Origin of the sequence: Corynebacterium sp. MSK122, from assembly GCF_030229435.2 — a bacterium.
GTDB lineage: Bacteria > Actinomycetota > Actinomycetes > Mycobacteriales > Mycobacteriaceae > Corynebacterium > Corynebacterium marquesiae.
In genome coordinates this window covers 16807-42579 of sequence record NZ_JASPHV020000015.1, presented here as the reverse complement: position 1 = coordinate 42579, position 25773 = coordinate 16807, and the positions used below count along the sequence as shown (strand labels likewise).

Annotated in this window: 22 protein-coding genes and 1 pseudogene; 16 read left to right on the top strand and 7 right to left on the bottom strand. The window is 58.7% G+C overall.

Features of this window, described 5'->3' with window-relative positions:
* The first annotated feature begins 1 nt into the window (after position 1).
* Complete coding sequence (locus QP934_RS07795; RefSeq protein WP_419127236.1) at positions 2-634, top strand: MOSC domain-containing protein; 633 nt, start codon at positions 2-4, stop codon at positions 632-634.
* A 283-nt stretch (positions 635-917) separates the two neighbouring features.
* Here the strand turns inward: QP934_RS07795 and QP934_RS07790 are convergent, their stop codons facing one another.
* Both QP934_RS07790 and QP934_RS07785 read right to left on the bottom strand, forming a co-directional pair.
* Positions 918-2129, bottom strand: a complete 1212-nt coding sequence (locus tag QP934_RS07790; protein ID WP_419127235.1) for an MFS transporter — start codon at positions 2127-2129, stop codon at positions 918-920.
* A 353-nt stretch (positions 2130-2482) separates the two neighbouring features.
* On the bottom strand, positions 2483-3964 hold the full coding sequence (locus tag QP934_RS07785; RefSeq protein ID WP_419127234.1) for an NAD-dependent succinate-semialdehyde dehydrogenase: 1482 nt from the start codon (positions 3962-3964) through the stop codon (positions 2483-2485).
* Positions 3965-4288: 324 nt separating this feature from the next.
* On the opposite strand from QP934_RS07785, the gene QP934_RS07780 reads away from it, so the two are divergent.
* Genes QP934_RS07780 through trpA form a run of 6 tightly spaced genes read left to right on the top strand, consistent with a single transcriptional unit; the run spans position 4289 to position 10977 of the window.
* Entirely contained in the window at positions 4289-5806 is a 1518-nt protein-coding gene (locus tag QP934_RS07780) for an anthranilate synthase component 1 (RefSeq protein ID WP_419127233.1), read from the top strand.
* Positions 5803-6450: an anthranilate synthase component II gene (locus tag QP934_RS07775; RefSeq protein WP_419127232.1), complete on the top strand. Its 648-nt coding sequence runs from the start codon at positions 5803-5805 to the stop codon at positions 6448-6450. The genes QP934_RS07780 and QP934_RS07775 overlap by 4 nt, the downstream gene beginning before the upstream one ends.
* A gap of 1 nt (position 6451) precedes the next feature.
* Positions 6452-7486 carry an anthranilate phosphoribosyltransferase gene (gene trpD / locus QP934_RS07770; RefSeq protein WP_419127231.1) on the top strand — a complete coding sequence of 345 codons (1035 nt, stop codon included), beginning with the start codon at positions 6452-6454 and terminating at the stop codon, positions 7484-7486.
* Positions 7486-8892: a bifunctional indole-3-glycerol-phosphate synthase TrpC/phosphoribosylanthranilate isomerase TrpF gene (gene trpCF / locus QP934_RS07765; RefSeq protein WP_419127230.1), complete on the top strand. Its 1407-nt coding sequence runs from the start codon at positions 7486-7488 to the stop codon at positions 8890-8892. The genes trpD and trpCF overlap by 1 nt, the downstream gene beginning before the upstream one ends.
* A 13-nt stretch (positions 8893-8905) precedes the next feature.
* Positions 8906-10111 (top strand): tryptophan synthase subunit beta, encoded by a 1206-nt coding sequence (gene trpB / locus QP934_RS07760; RefSeq protein WP_340419540.1) that lies wholly within the window; start codon positions 8906-8908, stop codon positions 10109-10111.
* Positions 10111-10977 (top strand): tryptophan synthase subunit alpha, encoded by an 867-nt coding sequence (gene trpA / locus QP934_RS07755; protein ID WP_419127229.1) that lies wholly within the window; start codon positions 10111-10113, stop codon positions 10975-10977. Before trpB ends, trpA begins: the two co-directional genes overlap by 1 nt.
* Before the next feature lie 65 nt (positions 10978-11042).
* On the opposite strand, the gene QP934_RS07750 is transcribed toward trpA, so the two are convergent.
* Positions 11043-12254: a dicarboxylate/amino acid:cation symporter gene (locus tag QP934_RS07750; protein ID WP_419127228.1), complete on the bottom strand. Its 1212-nt coding sequence runs from the start codon at positions 12252-12254 to the stop codon at positions 11043-11045.
* A 192-nt stretch (positions 12255-12446) separates the two neighbouring features.
* Between QP934_RS07750 and QP934_RS07745 the strand changes: the two genes are divergently transcribed.
* From QP934_RS07745 to QP934_RS07725, 5 genes are all read left to right on the top strand, one after another.
* Positions 12447-12917, top strand: coding sequence for an SdpI family protein (locus QP934_RS07745; RefSeq protein WP_284769075.1), 471 nt, complete (start codon positions 12447-12449; stop codon positions 12915-12917).
* 337 nt (positions 12918-13254) lie between these two features.
* Entirely contained in the window at positions 13255-13476 is a 222-nt protein-coding gene (locus QP934_RS07740) for a hypothetical protein (RefSeq protein WP_284769076.1), read from the top strand.
* 85 nt (positions 13477-13561) lie between these two features.
* On the top strand, positions 13562-13927 hold the full coding sequence (locus QP934_RS07735; RefSeq protein WP_284769077.1) for a Rieske (2Fe-2S) protein: 366 nt from the start codon (positions 13562-13564) through the stop codon (positions 13925-13927).
* Positions 13928-14028: 101 nt separating this feature from the next.
* On the top strand, positions 14029-14994 hold the full coding sequence (locus QP934_RS07730) for a bile acid:sodium symporter family protein (protein WP_419127227.1): 966 nt from the start codon (positions 14029-14031) through the stop codon (positions 14992-14994).
* A 15-nt stretch (positions 14995-15009) separates the two neighbouring features.
* Complete coding sequence (locus QP934_RS07725) at positions 15010-15318, top strand: hypothetical protein (protein WP_284769079.1); 309 nt, start codon at positions 15010-15012, stop codon at positions 15316-15318.
* Positions 15319-15330: 12 nt separating this feature from the next.
* Here QP934_RS07725 and QP934_RS07720 read toward each other — a convergent pair whose 3' ends face one another.
* The 4 genes from QP934_RS07720 to QP934_RS07705 are packed head-to-tail and all read right to left on the bottom strand — an operon-like array spanning position 15331 to position 18464.
* The gene (locus QP934_RS07720) at positions 15331-15663 is read right to left on the bottom strand and encodes a branched-chain amino acid transporter permease (RefSeq protein ID WP_284769080.1); all 333 of its coding nucleotides are present in this window, start codon (positions 15661-15663) and stop codon (positions 15331-15333) included.
* Positions 15664-16392: an AzlC family ABC transporter permease gene (locus tag QP934_RS07715; RefSeq protein WP_284769081.1), complete on the bottom strand. Its 729-nt coding sequence runs from the start codon at positions 16390-16392 to the stop codon at positions 15664-15666.
* 39 nt (positions 16393-16431) lie between these two features.
* Complete coding sequence (locus QP934_RS07710; protein ID WP_284769107.1) at positions 16432-17028, bottom strand: YqgE/AlgH family protein; 597 nt, start codon at positions 17026-17028, stop codon at positions 16432-16434.
* A complete protein-coding gene (locus tag QP934_RS07705; RefSeq protein WP_284769082.1) occupies positions 17028-18464 on the bottom strand; it encodes a CCA tRNA nucleotidyltransferase in 1437 nt (478 codons plus the stop codon). The genes QP934_RS07710 and QP934_RS07705 overlap by 1 nt, the downstream gene beginning before the upstream one ends.
* Before the next feature lie 178 nt (positions 18465-18642).
* Here QP934_RS07705 and QP934_RS07700 point away from each other — a divergent pair.
* The 4 genes and pseudogenes from QP934_RS07700 to QP934_RS07685 form a co-directional block, all read left to right on the top strand.
* Positions 18643-19146, top strand: a pseudogene (locus QP934_RS07700) (NUDIX hydrolase); the annotation flags it as partial.
* The gene (locus QP934_RS07695; protein WP_419127226.1) at positions 19146-21341 is read left to right on the top strand and encodes a DUF6049 family protein; all 2196 of its coding nucleotides are present in this window, start codon (positions 19146-19148) and stop codon (positions 21339-21341) included. The pseudogene QP934_RS07700 and the gene QP934_RS07695, both read left to right, overlap by 1 nt.
* 18 nt (positions 21342-21359) lie before the next feature.
* The gene (gene murJ, locus QP934_RS07690; RefSeq protein WP_419127225.1) at positions 21360-24788 is read left to right on the top strand and encodes a murein biosynthesis integral membrane protein MurJ; all 3429 of its coding nucleotides are present in this window, start codon (positions 21360-21362) and stop codon (positions 24786-24788) included.
* A gap of 183 nt (positions 24789-24971) precedes the next feature.
* Positions 24972-25505 carry a YceI family protein gene (locus QP934_RS07685; RefSeq protein ID WP_284769085.1) on the top strand — a complete coding sequence of 178 codons (534 nt, stop codon included), beginning with the start codon at positions 24972-24974 and terminating at the stop codon, positions 25503-25505.
* Positions 25506-25773 lie beyond the last annotated feature (268 nt).

The window sequence follows — 25773 nt, the reverse complement described above, 5'->3', positions numbered from 1 at the left end:
CATGCAGGTCATCTCTACCAATGTCGCCGTCCGCCGGCCGGACCCGAGCGGGCGGCATGAGTTCTCGGGCATCGACAAGCAGCCGCAAGACTTTATCGATCTGGCGGCACCCGGACCCCATTACGGCGATGGGTCTGGCGTGCGCGGCGATATAATTGGCGACACCCAACATCACGGCGGCAACGATAAGGCCGTTTACGCTTACTCCCGCGAGGAACTGGATTACTGGCAATCTGAACTTTCCCGCCCGCTGGCCTCCGGGAGCTTTGGCGAAAATCTCACCACGCAGGGCATCGATCTGTCTGCTCTGCTCATCAATCAGCGCGTGTGCATCGGCACCGCTGTGCTTGAGGTATCCGTGCCCCGCCAACCGTGTGCCACCTTCGCCGGCTGGCTAGGGGAGCGCGGCTGGCTCAAGCGTTGGACCGCGCGTGGCGACTGCGGCACCTACCTGCGCATCATGTCCCCCGGCCGCATTCGCCCCGGCGACGCCATTGAGCTGGATACCCCACCCAGCCACGGCATCACCATGCGTATGGCCTTTGCCGCCAAGATGGGCGACCGCGCCCTTGCCCGGCGCGTTGTAGATGCTGGCTGCCTGCCCACTCACCAACTGAACTCGCTTCGCACCTAGTTACACAAGGGCTCATAGTCCGCCGAACCGATCCACCTTGAACGTTCCCCATCACTATTGGCACTGCTCGAAAGGTATCGCTTTGCCGCGTCCTCATGTCGAGCTCAGCGCGTCTCGACGCATACTCTACTTCCGGAACCGCAGGCTGTGTCAGGGCCTTTAGCTTACCGGCTAGGCCAGCACCCTCTTCTTGCCCGGAGTGCGCGCAAAACAAAAGCACGCCAGCGCTTAGCGCTGGCGTGCTTTTCATGCCGAGTGCGAAGGAGGGGCAACGGCTGTGGTGTTACTTGCCCGCTTCAAAGCTCAGATGGTGCCCCTTCGCCTTAGGGAAGCGGCCGTGCACGAAGAAGTAGTAGATAGCAGCGACGACCACGAGACCCGTGAGAATGAGATACATCGTGTCAAAGCCCGTTGCCCCAACAATGGGGCCCAGGCCGAACGGGGCCAGGCCAATACCGAGGTCCATGAGCAGGAACATGGTGGAGATACCGGCACCCATCTGCGCAGCAGGAACCGAGCGCACGGAGATGGCTTGGCAGGCGGGGCTGAGAGTACCGAAACCCAAACCGGTGCAGGCGCCCGCGACCACCAGCATGACGTCATTGGTGGGGAAGCCCATGATCAGCAGGGCCACGACAAAGGCGGCCAAGCCGAGGTACATCACGGCATTATCACCCTTATGGTCCTGCATACGGCCCAAGAAGAAGCGCATGATGAGCATCGTGACCGCATAGCCGATAAAGAAGAGCCCTGCGCCGGTGGCCAGGTCTTCCTTGCGGGCGTAGGCGTTGAGGTAGGTCACCACGCCGGAGTAGGCGATGCCGACTAGGAGCATGAATAGACCGATGGGCACCACGTTGGGGTGCACGGCATTGCGCAACTTAAAGGCCGGCTTTTCGGAGGAAACCTCGGCCGGATAGCGCAGCACCAAGGCCAGGATCAAGGAAACAATATTTGCACCAAGGGCGACAGCAAAAAGCGTGGTGTAGCCGATGTTATTAGCCAATAACAGGCCGATAGCTGGACCAAACGCGGTTGCAAGGGTAGTGCCCAGGGCGAAGTATCCGGTGCCTTCCGCACGGCGTTCATGTGGGATAACGGACTGCGCCACCGCCATGAGTGCGGTGGAGGTCAAAGCATAGCCCGCGCCGTGCACCATTCGCACGATAATCAAGACCGCAACATTATGCGCAAAAAAGTACGCCACAGCTACAACTGTGACGAAGGCCAGGGAAGTCAAGGCCGCCTTCTTGTGGCCCACGCGGTCCACGATCCAGCCGGAGAACACGCGCATGCACGTCGCGCCCAGAACAAAGGCACTGGAGGCGAAACCACCGACGGTATCCGATGCCCCGAAGCTCTCTACCGCGTAGAGGGCCATGGTGGTTACGAACAGGTAAAAGACCAAGAACTGGCAAAAATTAGCCACCCACGCGAGGACAAACGTAGGCGTAATCAGCTGCGGCTTAGCCGCTGCAGATTCTGTAGGCGTCATATACTCACTCCAAATAACAAAAAGAAAATTCCCTCTCCACGCGCTGACCATAAGGCCACGCATCGCAGACGAAGGAAATAGAAATTGAATTATACGGAGAGGCACTATACGCCCCGCAGGCTGCAAAGGTTAATCAAAAGCCCTTATAGGCTCTTATCGAAGCTGCCCTCGTTTAGGCGGCTACCGGCAAATCGCCACGCCTTGGACTGGCACAATGCTACCTACTGGGCAGGTAGCACAGATTCGTGCACGCTTAGGAGACGCTGGTTAGGAGATTTTGCATAAATAGCTTGAGCCGGGTCGCGCAAAGGGGACCCGGCTGGCTTCTCCCGCCTTGTAAAGCGCTCAAACCTTTAGGCGCCGGTATAAGGATCACGAATACCCAAGTACTGCACCGCGGTATATTCTTCAATACCTTCGGCGCCGCCTTCGCGTCCTAAACCAGATTGCTTGACACCGCCGAATGGGGCAGCGGCATTAGATATGACACCGGCATTGAATCCCATCAAGCCAAACTCGAGGCCGTCGGCAACGCGCCAGAGGCGATCGGAATCCTCCGTATATACATAGGAGGCAAGTCCGTACTCCGTATCGTTCGCAATCTCTAGCGCTTCCGATTCATCCTTGAAGGTAAGGATGGGCGCGACCGGTCCAAAAATTTCTTCCTGAGCCACGCGAGTTTCACGTGAAACATTGCTCAGGATAGTGGGCGCATAGAAGTGGCCCGCGCCCTCGCCGCGGGTGCCACCGGTGACAACGGTCGCGCCCTTGTCCACCGCATCCTCAACCAGGGCTGCAATATTGTCGAGGGCCTTAGCCTCAATCAGTGGACCACACGTCACGCCTTCGTCCATGCCATTGCCAACGACAAGCTTCTCAAACTCTGTTGCCAGCTTCTGCGTAAATTGCTCTGCCACGGACTCGTGCACCAAGAAGCGGTTGGCCGCGGTGCAGGCCTCGCCGATATTGCGCATCTTGGCGCCCATAGCTCCCGCAACCGCTTGGTCAATATCCGCATCCTCGAAAACAATGAACGGTGCATTACCGCCTAACTCCATAGAGGTGCGCAAGACATTGTCCGCGGCACCCTTCAGGAGGGTTTTGCCCACTGGGGTAGAACCGGTGAAGGAGAGCTTGCGCAAGCGGGCGTCGGCAAGCAAGGGCTCTGAAATGGCCGAAGCGGAGCTGCCAGAGACAACATTGAGCACGCCTTGTGGCAGGCCGGCATCGAGCATGGTTTGCGCGAAGTACTGCGCGGTGAGTGGTGTCAGCTTGGCCGGCTTCAGGACCATGGTGCAGCCCGCTGCAACGGCCGGGGCAACCTTTCGGGTGGCCATGGCGAGGGGGAAGTTCCACGGAGTAATCAATAGGCACGGACCCACGGGCTTGCGGCGGGTAACCATGCGCAAGGTGCCTTCCGGGACAGGGGAGTAGCGGCCATAATCACGCGTGGCTTCTTCACTAAACCACCGCAAATATTCCGCGCCATAGGTGACTTCACCTTGCGACTCGGCAAAGGGCTTTCCCATTTCAAGGGTCATCAGGGTAGCGAACTCATCGGCGCGCTCGTGTACCAATTCAAAGGCGCGGCGGAGAATATCTGCGCGCTCACGCGGGGTGGTGTGCGCCCACTCATCTTGGGCCGCACAGGCAGCATCGAGGGCAGCCACCGCATCATTAGAATTCGCCGATGACAGCGTGGCGATCGTCGCGCCCGTCGCCGGATTTTCTACGTCAAAGGTCTCGCCGGAAGACGCGTCGCGCCACTGTCCGTCAATCAAAAGCTGAGTGGGGACTTTCGCTAGTAGCTCCTTCTGGTCGATGCTCATATTCATCACCTTTCTCCATTACGTGAATGCACCCCACAGTACGCGATTCCTTAGCTGGCTTTCTTGGTTCTGCGTCTAGCACAAACGCATAGGGGGAGAGAGGATGAATATTTTTATCGATTACCTTCCAGGCTATAGAAATGTAGGTTAGTATGACCGCTATGAAGAAGATGACTACTGCTTGGTGGTGGCGCGCGTAACCCGCGGGCCTTATTCCACCTCCCATTTTTAGGCTCGCATTCTGCGGGCCTTTTGGCGTTTTAGTGCCTCTGCTCGCGGAAGCTCACTATCCGTTTCCCCGTTCCCCACACCCACCGAAAGGGCACCGCAATGCCATTCACCGCCACTCGCGATATCTCCTACGGCAGCGATGCAGCCGCAATCTTTGACGCCCTCGCACAACCGCACGACTCCATACTTCTTGAAAGCACGGACATTGAGACCAAGAAGAATCTCAATTGCCTCGCCGTACTCCAAACGGCCCTGAAAGTAACGTGCCACGGCCAGAGGGTCGAGGTACGCGCTCTCACGGAAGCAGGGGAGACACTCCTTCCTTCCCTCGAGGACCGGTTCCACCATCGCCTAGTTTCACGTGAAACTACCGCGGCGGTTTTCGAGTTCTCGCAGTCCACCCATCTAGACGAGCGGGAGCGGCTCCTTGCCGAATCTACCGCTGACATTTTGCGATTCTTGCAATTAGAGGCCAACTATTCCTCTCCTTTATTGCCGTTCCTTGGGGGCGGATTCGCTTATGACTACCTCGCTACTTTTGAGGAACTGCCCGAGGTTGAACCTGGGGCCAACACCTACCCGGACTTTGAATTCTTGGTAGCCCAAACGGTCCTCGCAGTGGACCACCTACAAGGAACTGCACACCTAGAAGGCTGGGACATCGACGACAAGCGCCTGCGGGAAGAGTTGGATTCTCTTGCCTCACTGCCGGTGGCTGCTCGTCCCACGGCGCCGCAAAGGGAAAGGATCCGGGCGGTGGCCGATGTGAATGATGTGGGGTTTCGGGCGGACGTCGACAAGCTTAAAGGCAATATTCACGCCGGCGATATCTACCAAGTAGTGCCCGCGCGCGCCTTCACCGTGGAATGCCCCAACGCCCTGGCTGCCTACCGGGCGCTGCGCGAGACCAACCCCTCGCCCTATATGTTCTACGTCCGCGGTTCCGCCTATGAACTCTTCGGCGCCTCGCCAGAATCAAATCTCAAATTCACGCCAGAAAATAGGCAGATTCAGCTCTATCCCATCGCCGGAACTCGCCCACGCGGGCTCAACCCGGATGGCAGCATCAACCATGAACTAGATGTTCGCAACGAGCTAGAAATGCGTACAGACCAGAAAGAGATTGCGGAGCACACAATGCTGGTGGACCTAGCACGCAATGACCTCGCTCGCGTGGCCGTGCCCCGCAGCCGGCAAGTGGCAGAACTTCTGCACGTTGACCGCTACTCACGAGTCATGCACCTAGTCTCCCGCGTCACGGCGATGCTCCACCCGGACTTCGATGCCCTCCATGCCTACCGTGCGTGCATGAACATGGGAACGCTCACCGGAGCTCCCAAACTGCGCGCCACCGAACTGGTGCGTCGCACGGAGGGAAAGCGCCGCGGCTCCTATGGCGGGGCGGTGGGATACCTGCGCGGCGATGGAGCCATGGATAACTGCATCGTCATCCGCTCGGCCTACGTCCAGGACGGCACCGCAGTTGTGCAGGCCGGCGCCGGCGTGGTTAAGGATTCAGTGCCGCAAGCCGAGGCCGATGAAACGGTGCATAAGGCCTACGCCGTCCTCCATGCCATCGCCATGGCACACGGAGCCGAATTGGAGGTACAGCGATGAGCTCGCCGCATATTGTCCTTCTGGATAACCACGATTCTTTTGTCTACAACCTCGTCGATGCCCTCGCTGGATTCGATACCACCGTGTTTCGCAATACCGTAGCGGTGCACGACGTGCTGCACGCGCAACCCGACATCATTGTGCTTTCCCCGGGCCCCGGTCATCCTCGGGATGCCGGCTGCATGATGGAACTTATCGACACCACCCTAGGCACCACCCCGATCCTCGGCGTATGCCTCGGCTTCCAAGCGCTACTCGAGCACCACGGCGGCACGGTCGAACCGTGCGGCCCCGTACACGGGAAATCCCTCCCGATGACCCTGACCGAGGCCGGCGTTATGCACCCCGTCTTTCAGGGCCTTGCCACCGATACCGAACCGGACCAACCGGATCACTTAGGTACGCAAGTTCCGGTGGCGCGCTATCACTCGCTTGGATGTACGGACCTCCCTCGGGGAATGCGTTGTCTCGCGCGTACGTCCACGGACATCGGAGAGGTAGCCATGGCGGCCGAAACGGACGATGGTAGGGCCCTCGGCTTGCAGTTCCACCCCGAGTCCATCCTTACGCCCCGCGGCCCCGCCATGCTTGAGCGTTGCATTAACCAACTATATACACCCCCAACTATGGATACGGAGCACTAACATGAATCACACACCCCTGCGTACCTTGCAAGCCTTCCTGAATAATTCTCAGCCCACCATCGAAGAAGCCATGGAGGTATTTACCCCCTTGGCCGTGGGCGACTACGACGATATTCATATCGCAGCGCTACTTACCCATATCCGCACCCGCGGCGAGACCTTCGCAGATATTGCCGGCGCGGCCAAAGCTTTCTTGAAAGTGGGCTATCCATTCCCCATCACTGGAAAAGGACTCATGGATTCGGCCGGCACTGGAGGCGATGGCGCGAATACTATCAATATCACTACGGGTGCCTCCCTCGTTGCCGCCGCCGGGGGAGTGAAGATGATCAAGCATGGCAACCGCTCGGTCTCTTCCAAGTCGGGATCGGCCGATGTTCTCGAAGCCCTGAATATCCCTCTGGACCTAGACGCCGCCCGGGCAGTGCGCCAATTTAAAGCTTCCAACTTCACGTTCCTATTCGCCCCGGCCTACAACCCAGCGGTCGCCCACGTACAACCGGTGCGTAAGGCGCTAGGTATCCCCACCATCTTCAATACACTAGGTCCTCTCCTGTCCCCAGGACGCCCGTCGCTGCAAATCATGGGCATTGCCAACCCGGCCCAAGGTCAACTCATCGCGGAAGTATTCCGGGAGCTCGGCAGAGAGCGCGCCTTGGTCGTCCATGGTGCTGGCACGGATGAGATCGCTACCCACGGCACGACACTGGTCTGGGAGCTCCACGCCGGCGAGATTGTCTCTTATGAGCTCACCCCAGAAGACCTCGACATCAAGCGCCACGAACTAGCGGACCTAGTCGGCGGCGATGGCGCCGCCAATGCCCAGGCCCTCCGTGCGGTTTTTGCCGGCCGTGGCGAGCCCGCCCATTGTGACGCCATTGCCGCCAGCGCCGGCGCCATGTTTTACCTCAACGGGACCACGGAGACTATCGCGGCGGGAGTCACCCACGCAAAGGAACTGATTGGCAGCGGCGCTGTTGAAGAATGGCTCTCGCTCCACGAGAGCACGAATTATGCAGTAGGGGAGGAGAATTAATGTCGGAGAATACTTTACCTACGGTGCTCGAGGAGATCGTCGCCGAGCGCCGCACTCACCTGCCCGCACTCCGTGAGCGGCTATCCCACGTAAACCTGACTAGTGTGCCACGATCGGAGCGTTCGCTTGCCGACGCCCTCCGTGGCACCAACCGCTTCATCTTAGAGTGCAAGTCTGCCTCGCCGTCCCTTGGCAAAATTCGCGAGGACTATCGCCCGGGCGATATTGCCCGGATCTACTCTCGCTACGCCTCCGCCATCTCGGTCTTGTGCGAGCCCGATCGGTTTGGCGGCGACTATGACCATTTACAGACTGTCGCGCTATCCACCCATCTGCCCGTGCTGTGCAAAGACTTCATTGTCGATCCCATCCAGGTCTACGCCGCACGATATTACGGCGCCGATGCCATCTTGCTCATGATGTCTATCCTCGACGATGACACCTACGGTGAGCTCAAGGCACTAGCGGACGAACTCGGCCTAGACGTCTTGACTGAAGCCATCACCGAGGACGAAGTCGCTCGAGCGGTGAATTTTGGCGTCGATATCATCGGCATCAACAACCGCAATCTCCACGACCTCAGCATTGATTTAGGCCGCACCGAACGCCTAGCCCGCCATGTTCCAGACGGAAAGGTGATAGTTTCCGAATCTGGAATCCGAGATAACGCCACCGTCCGCCGGTTAGGAGCCCATGCGCATGCCTTCCTTGTAGGCTCGCAGCTCACCTCCCAGGAGGACATCGATCGGGCGGCGCGCGACCTCATCTTTGGTACCAATAAAGTATGTGGCCTTACCACCGCCTCCTCCGCACAAGCAGCCCGCGCTGCCGGAGCCCGCTATGGAGGCCTCATCTTCGCACCAGATTCGCCCCGCAGTGTTTCACGTGAAACCGCACAGAGCATCATTTCCGCGGAACCAGAGTTGGAGTACGTAGCCGTGACGCGGTCTACGGATTTGGAGACGCTAGGAAACATAGCCAGGATCCCCGGCCTCAAAGTTCTCCAGCTTCACGCCCCATTCCAAGGCAGTAGGGAAGCAGAGCTGGAATTCCTTCAAGATGTTCGCAGCGTCGCTGACGGTCTTAGCCTTTGGCGGGCCATCGACATGAATAACCCTGACTTCGCTACCTTGGCACCGGACCTAGTACCAGAGATAGACGCTCTTGTCCTCGACTCCGGCAGTGGCGGGACGGGAACCACATTTGACTGGCAGACGATTCCCCCAGAAGTGAAGGAGAAAGCTCTCCTCGCCGGAGGACTCCAGGTAGTGAACCTCGAAGAGGCACTGAGAATCGGAACCTCGGGACTGGACCTCAACTCAGGCTTGGAGTATGCACCCGGCCGCAAGGACTCCTCATTGATCGCCCAAGCCTTTAGCACCATCCGAAACTACACACACCCATAGAAAGAAGAGAACGATGACAGTTTCACGTGAAACGCTCCTTCCGGCATACTTTGGTGAATTCGGCGGACAGTTCGTCCCCGAATCCCTCATCCCAGCACTCGACCAACTTGAGAAGGCTTTTGTCGAAGCACAAAACGACCCAGCCTTTCGCAAAGAGCTAAGCGCGCTGTTGCGTGACTATCTCGGCCGTCCCACACCAATTACAGAGGCGAGGAACCTCGGGGGCAAGGCGCGCATCTTCCTCAAGCGTGAGGACCTCGTACACGGTGGAGCACACAAGACGAACCAAGTTCTCGGCCAGGCACTGCTAGCAAAGCGGATGGGGAAGACACGCATTATTGCGGAGACCGGAGCGGGCCAGCACGGCACCGCTACTGCACTTGCTTGCGCACTACTGGATCTCGAGTGTGTGGTCTACATGGGCGCGAAAGATGTGGCCCGACAGCAGCCAAATGTATTCCGTATGGAGCTGATGGGCGCAAAGGTCGTCGCCGTCGACACCGGATCCGGAACCCTTAAGGACGCGGTGAATGAAGCCCTCCGTGATTGGACCGCCACTTTTCATGAATCCCACTATCTCCTCGGTACCGCGGCCGGACCCCATCCATTCCCAACCATCGTCCGAGAGTTCCACAAGGTCATCTCTGAAGAGGCTAAGACCCAGATGCTTGAGCGCACCGGTGGGCTACCGGATGTAGTAGTGGCTTGCGTCGGCGGCGGTTCTAATGCAATCGGTATGTTCGCAGATTTTATTGAAGAAGAGGAAGTCCAACTCGTCGGCGCCGAACCTGGCGGCGAAGGCCTAGACTCCGGCAAGCACGGTGCCACCATCAACAACGGTACGGTTGGCATCCTCCACGGCGCGCGCAGCTACCTCATGCGCAACGCGGACGGCCAAGTGGAAGAATCCTATTCGATTTCCGCCGGACTCGACTACCCAGGCGTAGGACCACAGCACGCGCACTTACACGCCAGTGGCCGCGCGCACTATGTCGGCATAACTGACGCCGAAGCACTCAAAGCATTCCAGCTTCTTTCCACTAAGGAAGGCATCATTCCGGCCCTCGAATCCTCTCACGCGCTGGCCTACGCCTTGAAGCGTAAGGACGAGGACATCACCATCTTGGTCTCCCTTTCCGGCCGCGGCGATAAGGACATCGACTACGTTCGCCACACCCTTGAGAACCATCCAGAATTTAAGCTCCAGGAGAAGAACTAATGAGCACCCGATACGAAGACCTATTCCACTCACTACACAACAGGGGAGAGGGCGCTTTCGTCCCATTCCTCATGTTGGGCGATCCCACACCGGAGCACACGCTGGCCATCGTGCGAACCGTCGTCGCGGCCGGAGCCGATGCATTGGAGCTAGGAGTTCCATTTTCTGACCCAGTGGCCGACGGCCCCACCATTCAGGCCTCGCACCTTCGCGCGCTCGACGGCGGCGCCACCGTAGATTCCGCTTTAGAACAGGTGCGAACAATCCGCGCGGAGTTTCCCGAGCTTCCCATCGGCATGCTCATCTACGGCAATGTGGCCTTCACTCGGGGTTTTGACCGCTTCTACGCCGAGTTTGCAGAAGCGGGCGCGGACAGCATCTTGCTTCCCGACGTCCCCGTGCGCGAAGGCGCTCCCTTCATCGCCGCAGCAGAAAAAGCCGGTATTGATCCAATATTTATCGCCCCGGCCCGCGCGACTGCGCACACCCTCGAGGGCGTCGCTCAAAGCTCACGCGGCTATATCTACGCAGTATCACGAGATGGAGTCACGGGTGCCGAAAAGGAATCTGAGACTAATGGGCTCGAAGATGTCGTCGCCAACATCAATAGATTCGACGGGCCTCCAGTACTGCTAGGATTCGGCATTTCCGAGCCGCAACACGTGCGCGATGCCGTGACCGCCGGGGCAGCGGGCGCCATTACAGGCTCCGCAATCACCAAGATTATTGATCGCCACGTTTCACGTGAAACAGACACGGAAGGCAGGCCAGTAGAAGGAACTCCAGGTCGCATTTCCGATGAGAAAGCATTGCATAAGGAACTCGCCGAGTATGTAGCTCGCATGAAGGCAGCGACTCAAGAGTAGTCCTGAAGACGCGAAGAACCCTCCTCAGCCCTCGGCAGCTGAGGAGGGTTCCCTATAAAAAGCCTCTACGCGGTTGCTTCTGCAGATTCCTCTTCGGTGTGGTCCTTCTTGGAGCCCGCGAACTTGTCCACGATCATCGCGATAGCGCCGTCGCCAGTAACGTTGGCGGCAGTGCCAACCGAATCGATAGCAATATAGGCGGCGATCATCAGTGCCACCATGCCATCGTCAAAGCCCATCATGTCCGCCAGTAGTCCAGCTGCGACCATGACCGCGCCGCCGGGCACACCCGGTGCCGCAATCATCATGATTCCCAATAGGAAGATGAAACCAAGTCCGGTACTCGTACTAATATCCAGGTTCGCCATGTACACGATGGCAAAAGCATAGAGCGTCAGTTTAATCATGGAACCGGAGAGGTGGATGGTCGCACACAGAGGAATAACAAAACTTGCCACCGGCTTCGAAATGCCATTCTTCAGCGTCGACTCCAAAGACACCGGAATTGTCGCGGCCGAAGAAGAGGTTCCCAGTGCGGTGAAATATGCCGGCACCATATTGCGCAGTGCCTTGAAAGGATTCTTTCCGATAATTGCGCCAGCGATAATGTACTGGAGCACCAGATAGACCAGAGTCATGACAACCGCCAGGATCAGGACCTTGGCGAAGGCCGAGAGCACTGAGCCCAAATTGCCATTCATACCCAAGCCTAGGAACATGCCGAAGATATAGAAGGGCAAAATTGGCACTACAAAGCCCCAAATGACCTTGACTACTACGCTCTCCAATTCCTTTGTGACCGCATACAAGGTATCGGACTTCACTGTAGTCATCGCTACGCCGATGCAGAATGACAACAAGAGAGCCGTCATGACCTCAAAAGGCGGCGCCATTTCCACCTCGAAGTACGGAGTGAGTGCCCCCTCATTAATATCGGAGACATTTGTAATCAGATCCTGACCACTGAGCATGGTGGGGTAGAGCCAGTGCGCAAGTACGTAGGCAAGAAGACCCGCAACAATCGTTGAGCCGTAGGCAATACCTGCAGTAACACCCAGCCATTTTCCGGCTCCCCGTCCCAGACCAGCAATCGACGGGGCGATAAGCGCGAAGATGAGGACCGGAATAAAGAAATTGAGGAAGTTACTAAAGAGTCCATTGAAGGTGGCGAATACGCGGCCAAACCATTCGGGCGCGAATTGGCTCACCACCACGCCAAGGATGATGGCGACGATGATGCGGAACAACAGAGATTCCGAGAGTTTCTTGAGATTCATGTACTTACAATCAAATCGGGTGTTTCGCCCCTTGGTAAACAATCCCAGGGTGAAACAGTGCGGTACAGAGGCAACGGTCAATTCAATATCTATCGATCGACCTTAAAGGCATACTACCCGACCGGAGGCATAGCCAGAACACTCACCCCAGCCACGATTTTTATCTTGGCGCTACAAGGTTAAACTGAATACATGATCGCTGTGGGAATCATCTTTTTAATCCTCGCCGTCTTTCTTATCGTCGTGGGTGCCTTGGCCTCCACCAAGCGCCTACCTGGAAATAGCTATATCGGCTTGCGGCTGCAGGAAATTCGCAAGTCCCGTGAAGCATGGGACAATGCCCATCGCGTCGCCGGGCCATTCTGGATGCTGAGCGGCGTCTGCTTAGTCTTCGGCGGCATCGTCGCGCTCCGCGCTGAGGGCTGGATGTGGCTGATTCCAGTTCTTACCTTTGTGGCCGCAGTTCTAGCCCTCTCCGTCGGTTCCAATCTCGGCTCTCGTGCCGCGTTCCTCTACGAACAAGCACACGCGGATGAGGAGGGTTGTGGAGAATCCTGTAATTGTGGTTCCGACGGTTGCGGTGGGGAGGAGGCCGCCGCAGCACCCGCGCCCCAGGTTGATGTCGACGCGCTCCGTCACGCCGCTCGCGAATCTGACAGGTAGCCACGCACTCCTGCACAACCAACCCCCTTCTGGAAAAGAATTACATTTCATCCAGAAGGGGAATTTTTGTAGCTATGCCTTTCATATTGAATTATCGCTGCACTTTGTTATAGTCACAGTGACGCTAATAGTCGGAGCAGTTGCTTATTCCGTTTTAGTAACAGCCGATATTATAATTCAGTATATCTTCTGGCCATGACCCATACTTGACCTCACCTACAGTAGGTTCATCGTCCCATTCTTGTTCCTGCGAGAGAGGGTAGAGGTTACGTAAAGCTACCATGGAACCCTGACAGGCAAGAGCGCAACCAGCCCCCTGAAGGGCAGAATATAGTGCATGAAGAAAAGTACCGCCCTGGCGGCCATCGCCGCTTCAACTTTTGCGATCGGCGCTTACACTGAGCAAGACCACAAGGTAACGACGTCCGTAGCAGAAGCGCAAGAACAGCAATCTGCTCAGAGCATCGTAGATGATTTAGGAATTGAGTCCGGCACCTATGAACTTGTCGCTACCTCCGGTGGCTCTCCGGAGACTTGGGAAGGACTCCTAGCTAACTAACTACAGTGTTTCACGTGAAACTCTGATTACAACCGGCCAAACGGGTGTGGCACATTACGCAAGACCAACGGGCTAGAGTAGAGGCATGATTAAGTGCTCCCGTCGAATGTTTTTGCTTGGAACCGCCACCACATTTGCAGGCGCCTACGCCGCAGCTTGTGGCTCTTCTCCGTCCGCAGAAATTGCGGCTACCGAGATTCCGATTGGCTCTGCGAAGATTGTTGATGGCGTAATCTTCACCCAGCCCAAGGAAGGTGAGTTTAAGGCCTATTCTCAAACCTGCCCCCACCAACACAATCCAATCACCAAGATTGATGGCATGACGGCCACTTGCACGGCACATAACACTTCCTACAATCTCAGCGATGGAAGCGTAATCTCCGGCCCGGGGCGCGATCCATTGGAAGAATACGAAGTTAAACAAGACGGCTCTAACGTCACCACGGCCTAAAGTGCATTTCCCGTGTGGTTTCACGTGAAACTACACGGGTTGTGTTTTCTTGGCCCGAGCATCTGCAGCATGTGATGACGAATAGGGTTTAAACTCTTAGCATGCTGCAGCGTTTGAAAATACCCGACCCGCTTATCGTCCTCATTATCCTAGCGGTCATCATTGCGATCATTGCACCAGCCCGCGGGAGCTTTGCCGACATATTCGGCCAATTAACAAACGTGGCCATCGCGCTACTCTTCTTCTTGTATGGCGCGAGGCTTTCCACTCAAGAAGCCCTCAACGGACTCAAGCATTGGCGGCTACACCTCACAATTCTCGCTTTCACCTTTGTGGTTTACCCGCTTATAGGCATAGCTCTGCGCCCACTCACCGCTGTCATATCGCACGACATGTACCTGGGCATCTTATTCCTCACGCTGGTTCCATCCACGGTGCAATCTTCGGTTGCCTTCACCTCAATCGCGAAGGGAAACGTGGCGGGCGCAATCGTATCGGCTTCTGCCTCAAACTTGGTGGGAGTAATCATCACCCCATTGCTCGTCATGCTCCTGATGGGAACTGGGGGAGGAGTTCACATCGATACGTCTGTATTCGGCGAAATCGCCCTTCTATTGTTGGCGCCATTTGTTTTAGGTCAGCTAACTCGACGCTGGGTGGGGAAGGCTGCGCAAAGCAAGGCCACCAAAGGCGTGGACCGCGGCTCAATCGCAATGGTGGTATATTCGGCTTTTTCCAAGGGTGTGGTGGACGGAATTTGGTCCTCTATTTCCCTGTGGGATCTGGCGTTCCTAGTCGTCTTCGCCGCGATCTTCGTCGCCTTCATGCTGTGGCTCACCAGAAAGGCAAGCCAAAAAATGGGATTCAATCGCGCCGATACCATTGCAATCGAGTTCTGTGGATCGAAAAAGTCTTTAGCCACGGGACTGCCAATGGCGTCGGTAATCTTCGCTTCTGGCGGCGCATCCCTTGGTCTACTAATCCTCCCGTTGATGATTTACCACCAGGTTCAGCTCATGATGTGCTCGTGGCTAGCGGCCCGTTACGCACAGCGTCCCAGCACGTAGCTACACTTAAATGCCATGACGAATTACCTATACGTACGAACCGAACTGAATGTGCCCGGCGTGGGCTCAGCGATCCACATGGCGGAAATGGAAGAGCGCGACGCAACCAGCTGCCGCATGGTGCGCATGATTGCACTGGATCCCTCGGATGCCATCGTCGGGGTAGCGACACCTACTAGTTCCACGGGCAACGTAGATCAGCCGCAAGAGGTTGTCCCTCACCCGGATACCTATGATGATTTTCCGGACATTAGCGCGCAATACGTGGACCAGTCTCGGTTCGACGCCCTATGGTCCGAAGCCACCGCCAAGTTCGGCTTATAAGAATCACAGGGGCTAAAAGACTACGTTGACGAGGAGCATGTAGAAGGCGGTCCCGCCAAAGATGGACAGCGCTGACTCGCGCTTCCACAGGTGGAGTAAAAAGGTAACGAGCACGCCGAGTAAAGCCGCCCAGATACCACCGGGGGCGTCGCCCTGCCCGTGGACGGTATACACCACCAAGATGGTCATCACGCCCACAGGCATCATCATGCCGAGCAAGGAAAGGAACTGACTATCCTTCATCCATTTCACAAAGGAGAAAGGAAGTTGGCGAAGTACAACGGTAATCAAACCGATGGGAACCAAGACTGTCACGATAGAAGCAAGGGTGACTCCTGCGGGCATTTAGCACTCCTCCCGGAATCCCTTAAGGTCGCCTCGCCTACGCAAGCTGAAAGCGGCATCGACGCGTGGGGATAGGTACCGAACAATGAGCAGGATGAAGTAGACGCTGAGAGCCACCATGAGGAGTTGTCCAGGAGCGAAGGCGGCTGCGAGGATTCCTACCATTGCCGCGCTCAAAGGCAAAGAGAAGTCCTGGTTATTGCGGAAGGAATCCATCGCCAGCACGACGAACAGCGCCACTAGGGCGAATTCCATGCCCTGCACTGAAGAGGGAATCACCTGACCGGCGAGAGCACCGACAATGCCACCGCCTACCCACAGAGCCTGACAAAAAATTTGGATGGTGAGGATCCGGGATCCGGTCGGGCGGTCTTCGGTGGGGAGGGAGGAGACGATGGCATAGGTTTCGTCGGTAAGCGCATAGGTGGAATAAGCCCTGCCTAGGCGCGAGTGAATGCGTTGGCGAGGAAAGGTGAGGCCATAGAAAATATGGCGGAAGTTGACCATGAAACCGGTAACTAGGGAAGCCAAGGCTGTGGCGCCGCCGGTGACCATGGAAATAGCCAGGAACTCCATAGAGCCGGCGTAGATGACGATGGAAAAAATCGGCGTCCACCACCAACTGAAGCCGGATTGGACCATGAGCAGGCCGAAGGCTAGGCCGAGGGGAATGAGGCCGATGGCGGCGGCCCTAGTATCCCGCAAACCTTGGGAAATATCCTCACGCATGCGGGCTAGTTTAGCCCACTGCCTGCAGCGCGATAGGAATTAATTGTCTTCCACGTTGACAGGGTAGGTGGAGTACAGCGGCAACGGCATGGGTTGGCGCTTCATAACATCGGACCAGAGGTCGGCCGGACCCGGCGTAATGACGTCTTGGGCCAGGGCAGGGGAGACGAACCATTCGCCGGCCTCAATTTCCTCCGCGAGCTGGCCTGGGCCCCACTCGGCGTAGCCGGCAAACATGCGCATGCCCGAGACCAAGGGCTCTATCTCTTCTGGGTCGGCACGCAGATCCACATGCGCGAGGCGCGGGGCGAGGCGGGTGAGTCGGTCATGCTTGTCCGGATCGACGCCCTGGTTGGTCTGCGCGAGTCCTACGACGGATTGCTGATTGAGCGGGCCGCCGATGTACAGCGCCTGCGGCTTGGCCACAACGGGAAGCCATTCCGGCAGCACATTGAAAATCGCCACCTCGGAGCGCTTGGTCAGATCCACGCCGAAGGTCATCATGTCATTGTGCTCAATAACGAGAATGACGGAACGGGCGAATTCCGGCGAAAGCATCCCCGGAGCGGCGATGAGCAGCTGGCCGGGGGCGGGGTCATTGCGCTCGAGGGCGTTGAATAATCTATCGGCAAACATCACTGTTTAGAATCCCACCACTCACGCAACTTCGCAATCGCTTCCTCGCGCTCGAGGGGGCCATGCTCGAGGCGCAGCTCCTTGAGATAGGACCATGCCTGGCCCACCTCAGGGCCGGGCTGGAGCCCTAAGATCTCCATGATCTCGTTGCCGTCGAGGTCTGGACGCACGCGGGCCAAGTCCTCCTTGCGGCCGATCTCTTCGATACGCTCCTCGAGCTGATCGTAGGTGCGCTGGAGGCGGCGGGCCTTCTTGGCATTGCGGGTGGTGCAATCCGCGCGCACCAGCTTGTGCAGGCGGGGAAGAAGCTTGCCGGCGTCGGTGACATAGCGACGCACGGCGGAATCAGTCCACTGATTTTCCCCAAACCCGTGGAAGCGCATGTGTAGGTACACCAGCTGGCCGATGGACTCCGTGGTGGCCTTCGGGTACTTCAACTTGCGCAGGCGCTTGCGGGCGAGCTTGGCGCCCACCACCTCGTGGTGGTGGAAGGAGACCTTGCCATCGGTGTTATCAAAGGTATCCGGCTTGCCAATATCGTGCAGCAGCGCCGCCCAGCGCAGGACAAGATCAGGTCCATCTTCCTCTTGATCCATGGCCTGGCTCAGCACCTTGAGCGAGTGCGCATAGACGTCCTTGTGCTGCGCGTGTTCGTCCGCGGTCATGCGTAGCGCGGGGATCTCAGGGAAGATATAGTCCGCGATTCCCGTAGATACCAGTAGATCAATGCCATCCCACGGGGCCGTGCCGCAGATGAGCTTATCCAGCTCCACCTGCACGCGCTCCACGGTGATGCGCTGGATCTCGCCAGCCATATCCCGCATGGCCTCCACAACGCGATCCGCCACGCGGAATTCCAACTGGGAGGCGAAACGAGCCGCACGCAGCATGCGGAGCGGATCATCGTGGAAGGAGATCTCCGGCTTATCCGGGGTATCGAGCACCCGGTCAGCCACGTCTTGGAGGCCGTGGAGGGGATCGTGGAACTTAAAGGAGGCGTCGGCAAGCAGCTCAATGGCCATCGCATTGGCCTTGAAGTCGCGCCGGACAAGATCGCCTTCCAAGGTGTCACCGTAAACCACCTCAGGATTGCGGGACTGGCCATCATAAGAATCGGAGCGGAAGGTAGTGATCTCAATCTGCTGGCCCTTGTAGGCCGCGGAGACGGTACCGAAGTCTATGCCGGTATCCCACACGGTTTCGGCCCACTCATCGAGAATCTCCTTGACCACCTCAGGACGGGCCGGGGTAGTAAAGTCCAGGTCATTTCCCAAGCGGCCCAAAAGCGCATCGCGCACAGAGCCGCCCACGAGGTAGAGCGAGTAGCCGCGCGCGGCAAATTTCTCCACCAGTCCACCCAGCAGGCTGCTGAGGGAGGAGACGGTGGATTCCGCGCGGGCAAGAACGCCGATTAGCTGAGTGTCCTGAAAATTCACGGGTGAGAGTCTACTACGATTGGCAGGGATGACTAACCAAGAACAGGGCCCCTCCAAGGGAGGCGGCCGCAACCGCAACCGGTCTCGGCGCAGGCGGCGCCGCCGGCCGGATAATCGCGCGCGCCGCACCACCCAGCAGCGCAAGCCCTACCGCGGTGGCAATGGCCAATCCACGGCCATGGAAACCCGCGATGAAACCTCCGCGGGCGGCCTCGTTGTCTCCGGCTTGGCGGAGTGCGTCGATGCCAATGGCAATGTCGACCTTTCCCGGCTCTATGTGGCGCTCATCGGCCGCCTCGACCGCCGCGGACGCCTGCTGTGGTCCATGCCCAAGGGCCACGTGGAAAATGGCGAGGCCAAGGAGGTCACCGCTGAACGCGAGGTATGGGAAGAAACCGGCATTTTTGGCGAGGTGTTTGCGGACCTCGGCATGATTGATTACTGGTTCGTCTCTGATGGGGTGCGCATCCATAAGACCGTGCACCACCACCTGCTGCGTTTTGTAGACGGCATTATGAACGATGAGGATCCAGAGGTCACTGAGGTCTCGTGGATCCCCGTCTCCGAACTCATCGAGCACTTGGCCTACGCCGATGAGCGCAAGCTAGCGCGCATCGCGCATGATCTTCTTCCCGATCTCGCACGAAAGGAAGCCGCGGCGGGGAAAGTGACCCCACGGTAATGCGCCAGCGCCTGAAGTCTTGGGCCGTCGTGGGCGGCTGCATGGCGGTAGCAGGGTGGGGCGTGTGCCTGCCGCTACCAGAGGCCGCCGCGCAGATGGACTCGGCCGCCGAAAAGCAGCAGGATATCCAGGCATGGTTGGGCGCGCGCGGGCCGGAGCGGGCCACTCTTGATCTCCTTGCGGCCGAACCCTTTACCGTGGGCAAGAACCTGAAACTGACCTTCCGGCTGCACAATCCCACCGACGAAACCATGGAGGATCTCCAACTCACGAGCCGCCGCGGCGATGCCGTGCAGGACACCGCGCAGGCCCGCACGCAGCTGGCCACCGGCGAATTCCCGTATTACGGCCCCAGCACTACCACCGCACCCCTGCAGCCGGGCGAATCCCGGGAGGTCACCTTCCAGGTTCCCACCTCCCTGCACGGCGAGCAGACCCTGGCCATCGAAGAGCCCGGCTCCTATCCGCTGCTATTTACCCTCACCGGCACTGTAGGCGGCGAGGCGGTCAGCTTTGCGGAGGAACGCCTTGTGGGCCAGGTGAAGGGGAAGGAGCAGGCGCTTGGCGATGCCCCCTCGGATCCCACACCCCACGATCTCACCGTGATCTATCCCATCAGCGCCGATATCGACTCGATACCAGGCGGCGCTGGGGGAGAGGAGCTTATCCTCTCCTCTGATGAGTTGGCAGATGAACTGGCTGAGGGCGGCCGGCTCGATCGCTTGGTCAGCACGTACGCCGATCACGACCTGCGCGGGGCAGGCTGCGTAGCCATCGATCCCGCCCTTTTGGATACGGTCAACCGCATGGCGGAGGGCTATAAGGTAGGTTCGGCCCGCCCACCTCAAGCCGAGCGCCCTAAGCGCCTGCGCGATTCGTGGTTTACTAACGAGGACGATGTGCACCTCGAACCCGGCACGGGGAAAGAGGATGCTGCCCGCTGGCTCAAGCGCCTGCGCGAGCTCGATTGCTTTATGTCTATGCCGTGGGCGAACGCCAATGCTTCCTCCGTGGCCAAGGCGAATAATCCCTTCCTTACTTATGAGGGGCTACAACGCGGCAATCGCACCATCGAGCGAATCCTCGGTGCCAAGCCGGCCACCACCGTGCTCGCGGTCGGCTCCGGCTATGTGGATCAGCAACTGCCCCTGCCCGCGTTGGTGGCGGATAATACTTCGTGGCCCGGCCGCGCCGTGACTTTCGACGCCTCCCTGGGCGCCCTCCTCGCCCAAACCGGCTCCAAGCCACAGACGGTGGGCTATTCCAACCCGGAGCTGCGCTACGATTACTCGCTCGATTCCGATCTTTCTCGTGCCATCACCGGCGGCGCCGCACTGAGCTTGGCCGCGAGCGATGACACCGTGGCGCGCTTGCCCAATTACTTGGATCCCAGCGCGGCCGAGTACGCACTCGACTCTGCCGAGGCACTCATCGCTTCCGGTAAGTCCCATCCGCGCACCGTCGGCAGCCTAAAGCAGGAGACCGCGGAGCCCGGTTCACTGCCCGGCAGCCCCTTTAGCGATCCCGCCGCCTTTGCCGAATCCGATATCGTCCGCGTGGAGCAGCAGGCCCGCTATACCGATGAGCTGATGAATATCATGGTCGATGATCCAGATATCGCGCTCACTCGCTATGAATTCGTCCTGCCTTTGCGCCGGGATCTGCTCGCCGCCCTCTCGCTGACCAACCGCGATAGCTTGGGAAGCAATGCAGAGGCACGGCGCCGGTTCACTCACACGATGGATGTGCATTCCGATACGCTGCGGGACCTGCGTTCTTCTGTGGCTCTTATCCCACCGGGCAATGTCTATACCCGCGTATCCGAGTCATCGCCGCTGCTCATCGTGGCAGAAAATGGCCTGCCACTACCGGTGGAGGCCAAGCTGCAATACGATGCCCCCGATGGCGCGCGCCTCAACACACCCAAGAGCGTCCGTATTCCGGCCAAGGGCTCTATTACTGTATCCATGACCGCCGATATGCCTAAGGACGCCGATCGCACGGACATTGGCCTATGGCTTGCTACCCCAGAAAAGCAAACCATCTCCGAGCCCATCAATATCGCTGTGCAAACGCGTGCCGGTATCGTAAGCGTGTATGGCGTCGGCATAGCCGGCGCCCTTGCGCTGGTCTTAGCCACGCTCTTCCGGCTAGGCCGCCATCGGCGCAAAAAATCACAAAGGCTTAAAAAGTAAGTTGAAGTTGTATCCTCTATGACTGATAAGACTGGCCGCGAGGCCGAACACGTGGAGAAGTCACCTGCGGGTGTAGTTGACCCGAAGGATGCCGCCGTGCCGGCAGAGCACCCCGCCCCGGCGGGTGCTCGCGGCCGCATCGTCCAGGCCTCTCCTCCCGCTCCGGTACCAGAAAAGCGCCCCACCCCAGCGGTGAAGGACACCACCGTTCCTCCTGAGGAGGATAAGTCCGCGCTCACTGGACGCAACGCGGACAATGAATCATCCAATCAGGATGTCATCCGCGCAACAGGCACGATGGCCATCGCGACGCTGCTGTCCCGCATCACCGGCTTCTTGCGCCAGATGCTCATCGGCGCCACGCTCGGCGCCACGGTGGGAACTGCGTTTAGTAGCGCCAACCAGATCCCCAACCTCGTCACCGAGATCGTTTTGGGTGCGGTGTTGACCTCTCTGGTCGTCCCCGTCCTCGTGCGCGCCGAAAAGGAAGACACGGACCGCGGCGAGACCTTTGTCCGGCGGCTATTTACCCTGGCCTTTTCCATCCTGGGCATAGTCACCATCGCCTCCGTGGTGCTCGCGCCCTTCTTAACCAGGATGATGCTGCCGGAGGATTCCAAGGCCAATGCCGTGCAGGCAACTTCCTTGGCCTTCTTGCTGCTGCCGCAGATTCTTTTCTACGGCCTCTTCGCCCTTTTCCAGGCCGTCCTCAATACCAAGAATATCTTTGGTCCGGGCGCCTGGGCGCCGGTGATCAATAACTTCATCTCCATTGGTGTGCTGCTGGCTTATCGCTTCCTGCCCGGCCAGCTAGACCCGCATGAGCCCACGCCGGTGGCCGATCCGCACGTCATGCTCTTGGGCCTGGGCACCACCACGGCGGTGATGGTGCAGTGCCTCATCCTATTGCCATACCTGAAGAAGGCCGGCATTAACCTGCGCCCCAAGTGGGGCTTGGATGCGCGCATCAAGCAATTCGGCGGCATGGCACTGGCCATCATTACCTACGTAGCCATCTCCCAGCTGGGCTACGTGGTCACCTCCCGCGTGGCCGCATACGCGGATGCGGGCGCACCGCTGGTCTATCAGAATGCCTGGCTCATGCTGCAGGTGCCTTATGGCGTTATCGGCGTGACGCTCCTGACGGCGATTATGCCTCGCCTGTCCCGCAACGCCGCCGACGGCGATGTAGATGCCGTGGTCCGCGATCTCACCCTGGGCTCCAAGCTGACTTTCATCGCACTTATCCCCATCGTCATCTTCATGACCGGCTTCGGCGTTCCTATCGCCCGCGCCCTCTTCCAATACGGTGCCTACGGCGCCGAGAGCGCCGAGCAGCTCGGCCTGACCATCAGCTTCTCCGCCTTCACACTCATCCCGTATGCCTTGGTGCTGCTGCACCTGCGCGTGTTCTATGCCCGCGAGGAAGCCTGGACGCCTACCTTCATCATCGCCGGCATCACGCTGACCAAGATCGTCCTCACTCTCTTGGCACCATTGATGACGTCCAACCCGGACCGCGTGGTGATTCTGCTCGGTACGGCCAATGGCTTTGGCTTCGTCTCCGGTGCGGTCATTGGCGGCTTCCTACTCAAGCGCAAGCTCGGCAGCCTCGGCGGCAAGGCCGTCACGCAGACCGTGCTGTGGGCTTCCGGTGCCGGCCTAGTGGGCTTGGTCGTCTCCTGGGTGCTGTACTGGGTCGTGAATCTCCTCCTTCCGGAGAATTTGCCGTCCATCGTCTCGCTGATCAAGGTCGCGGTGCTCGGTGTCATATTCCTCATCGCCACCGGCCTGGTGCTGTCCAAGTCCTCCTTGCCGGAGGTACAGAACTTGGCCCGCGCCCTGCAGCGCATTCCGGGCATGTCCCGCTTCATCAAGGTCGATTCCTCCAAGGCCATCGAGCTAGAGGAGCCCGACGTACCGGAAATCCGGCCGGTATTTACCCAGGACGCTTTCAATGCCACCCTGGTGCCGCCGCCGATGTCCGCGGGCATCGTCCGCGGCCCACGCCTGGTCCCAGGCGCCCCGGTATCGGACGGTCGCTTCCGCCTGCTGCAGGATCACGGTGCGGTCACTGGTGCGCAATTCTGGCAGGCGCGCGAACAGTCCACCGGCCGGCTGGTCGCCCTGACGTTCGTCGATACCAATAGCCTGGCGCCGATTGCGCCGTCGACGCCGGGAATCGCGGCGCGCCGCTCCGCGGAGATTTCGCGCAATACCCGCCGCCTGGCCGAGCTGGAGCTCGATACCGTGGCGGATAATATCCAAATCCTGTCCTACCGCACTGGCTGCCTGGTGGTAGCGGATTGGTTTGAGGGCACCTCCCTCAAGCAGGTAGCGGAGGCCGATAACCTCGATCCCCATTCCGTGGCACGAGCTACTGCGCCGCTTTTTGCTGATGCCGCCGCTGCCCACGACGCCGGCCTCACCCTCGGCGTGGAGCACCGTGACCGTTTCCGCGTCTCTACCGATGGCGTGGTCAAGGTTGCCTTCCCAGCCGTGCTGGACGGCACCTCCGCAGCCACCGACCGCGAGGCTTTGAGCTCCGCCCTGGAGCTGCTGGTGGAGTCTACCGAACCTTCGCCGAAGAAACTGCGCGATATTTCTGAGGACGCCAATCTCCCCGCAGACGAGGCCGCCCAGCGCATCGAAGATGCGCACTACGCGCTCGATAGTGCTGATGAGGACAGCCGCGAGGAAAAGATGGAGGAGCTGCAGGAGGCACAGGCGCTAACCTTGGCCGGCATCGCCCAGCGCCTGCACGACTTCGCACCGGATGAACCAGAAGAAACACCTGAAGCCCTGCCGGTGAAGGCACAGGTAGAACCGGATCAAGAGGATGACCCCGCGCAAGAACCCGGCTTTGGCGGCCGCGGCTATTCCGGTTCCGGCGTCATCGTCATCGGCATCTTTGCCACGATCTTCGTCGTAGCAATGGCCGCGCTCACCACCTGGATCATGTCCTTGCTCAGCAATGTGGAGGCATCCAACCCGGTCAGCGAGACCATCCACGGCAGCACGGACATTCCGGATACCCCGCCGGTGCGTCTCCAGCCTTCCTCTGCGGTTACCGTCCCTGATAACAAGGACAACGCAGCGCTTATCGACGGCAAAACGGCCACCACGTGGTCCACCGCCGAGGAGGACACCGGCGTCCTCGTCACCTTGGATACGCCAACGCACCTAGCGGTCCTGCCGGTGGTGCAGTCCAACTCAACTGGGGCGAGGTACGCCGTCTATGGCGTAAACCAGGACAGCTTCAATCCGGAGAACCCACAAGCTGGCTCCCTGCACCAACTGGCCAGGGGCAAGTTCGAAAGCGGCAAGGAAGATATCGAGCTGGAGGAAACCACCGAGCAATTCGATGGGATCCTCTTCATGATCACCGAGCTGCCCAAGTCCGATAAGGCAACCATCGCAGACATTGGTCTCGTCGGGCAGCCCTAGGCGCAACCCACACGGCCGAATCGAGGAACACGACCTTCGATTCGGCCTTCTTTTTTAAATTCTTCCCAATCACACTTCTGTGACCTGCACGTTCAAAAACTTTTTACTTCACGTGTTGACTATTTAGAAGTGGTACGTACACTGTGGGGTGTAACGCAAACAACAACCTTAGGAGTATTCATCATGTCCCTCGCAGCAGGTACCTACGCACTTGACCCAGCCCACACCGTTATCGGATTCGTCGCCAAGCACGCGATGGTCACCAAGGTTCGCGGTAACTTCGCAGACTTCGAAGGCACCATCACCGTGGCCGAGAACATCGCCGATTCCGCTGCTGAGACAATTATCCGCACCGCTTCCATCTCCACCGGCAACGATGACCGCGATGCACACGTAAAGAACGAAGATTTCTTCGCAGTAGAGCAGTACCCGGAGATTACCTTCAAGGCCACCAACCTCAACGTTGATGAGAATGGCAACGGCACCGTCACCGGTGACCTCACTATTAAGGGCACCACCAAGTCCGTCGACCTCGACGTTGAAGACGTTGCTACCGCCGAGGACCCATTTGGCAATACCCGCCTGGGCTTCGAGGCAACCACCAAGATCAACCGCAAGGACTTCGGCATCGACTTCAACGCTCCGCTGAAGACCGGCGGCGTGCTGGTCTCCGAGGAGATCAAGATTGAGCTCGAGGTCTCTGCTATCAAGCAGTAGGCCCGTAGCCCCAGACACACTAGAAGCATTAAGCTTCCCCAAGCCCGCAGCCACCTTCTGGCTGCGGGCTTTTCCTACGTCTTCCGGTCTAGCGGTACAGCCACTCCTTACCCTTGGGAAAAGCCATTCAGCCCCTCAGCACCTCTGGATATCAGCCAATCAACGGGTTTGGCTTCACCTATAAAGGAAACAATTCAAAGTCGCCACAGGAGAATTGCAGGGTGCTGTTGCAAAGTTGGGCGGAGAGCCGAGACGACCCAGTTTCTCA

Bases quoted from the DNA above. Each gene is read 5' to 3' on its own strand.
- QP934_RS07720 (WP_284769080.1), bottom strand. From the start codon at position 15,663: ATGCCCGCAGGAGTCACCCTTGCTTCTATCGTGACAGTCTTGGTTCCC.
- QP934_RS07740 (WP_284769076.1), top strand. From the start codon at position 13,255: ATGAAGAAAAGTACCGCCCTGGCGGCCATCGCCGCTTCAACTTTTGCG.
- QP934_RS07790 (WP_419127235.1), bottom strand. From the start codon at position 2,129: ATGACGCCTACAGAATCTGCAGCGGCTAAGCCGCAGCTGATTACGCCT.
- trpB (WP_340419540.1), top strand. From the start codon at position 8,906: ATGACAGTTTCACGTGAAACGCTCCTTCCGGCATACTTTGGTGAATTC.
- trpA (WP_419127229.1), top strand. From the start codon at position 10,111: ATGAGCACCCGATACGAAGACCTATTCCACTCACTACACAACAGGGGA.
- QP934_RS07780 (WP_419127233.1), top strand. From the start codon at position 4,289: ATGCCATTCACCGCCACTCGCGATATCTCCTACGGCAGCGATGCAGCC.
- QP934_RS07695 (WP_419127226.1), top strand. From the start codon at position 19,146: ATGCGCCAGCGCCTGAAGTCTTGGGCCGTCGTGGGCGGCTGCATGGCG.
- QP934_RS07735 (WP_284769077.1), top strand. From the start codon at position 13,562: ATGATTAAGTGCTCCCGTCGAATGTTTTTGCTTGGAACCGCCACCACA.
- QP934_RS07685 (WP_284769085.1), top strand. From the start codon at position 24,972: ATGTCCCTCGCAGCAGGTACCTACGCACTTGACCCAGCCCACACCGTT.
- QP934_RS07730 (WP_419127227.1), top strand. From the start codon at position 14,029: ATGCTGCAGCGTTTGAAAATACCCGACCCGCTTATCGTCCTCATTATC.
- QP934_RS07710 (WP_284769107.1), bottom strand. From the start codon at position 17,028: ATGTTTGCCGATAGATTATTCAACGCCCTCGAGCGCAATGACCCCGCC.
- QP934_RS07745 (WP_284769075.1), top strand. From the start codon at position 12,447: ATGATCGCTGTGGGAATCATCTTTTTAATCCTCGCCGTCTTTCTTATC.
- trpD (WP_419127231.1), top strand. From the start codon at position 6,452: ATGAATCACACACCCCTGCGTACCTTGCAAGCCTTCCTGAATAATTCT.
- QP934_RS07725 (WP_284769079.1), top strand. From the start codon at position 15,010: ATGACGAATTACCTATACGTACGAACCGAACTGAATGTGCCCGGCGTG.
- trpCF (WP_419127230.1), top strand. From the start codon at position 7,486: ATGTCGGAGAATACTTTACCTACGGTGCTCGAGGAGATCGTCGCCGAG.
- QP934_RS07715 (WP_284769081.1), bottom strand. From the start codon at position 16,392: ATGCGTGAGGATATTTCCCAAGGTTTGCGGGATACTAGGGCCGCCGCC.
- murJ (WP_419127225.1), top strand. From the start codon at position 21,360: ATGACTGATAAGACTGGCCGCGAGGCCGAACACGTGGAGAAGTCACCT.
- QP934_RS07785 (WP_419127234.1), bottom strand. From the start codon at position 3,964: ATGAATATGAGCATCGACCAGAAGGAGCTACTAGCGAAAGTCCCCACT.
- QP934_RS07750 (WP_419127228.1), bottom strand. From the start codon at position 12,254: ATGAATCTCAAGAAACTCTCGGAATCTCTGTTGTTCCGCATCATCGTC.
- QP934_RS07775 (WP_419127232.1), top strand. From the start codon at position 5,803: ATGAGCTCGCCGCATATTGTCCTTCTGGATAACCACGATTCTTTTGTC.
- QP934_RS07795 (WP_419127236.1), top strand. From the start codon at position 2: ATGCAGGTCATCTCTACCAATGTCGCCGTCCGCCGGCCGGACCCGAGC.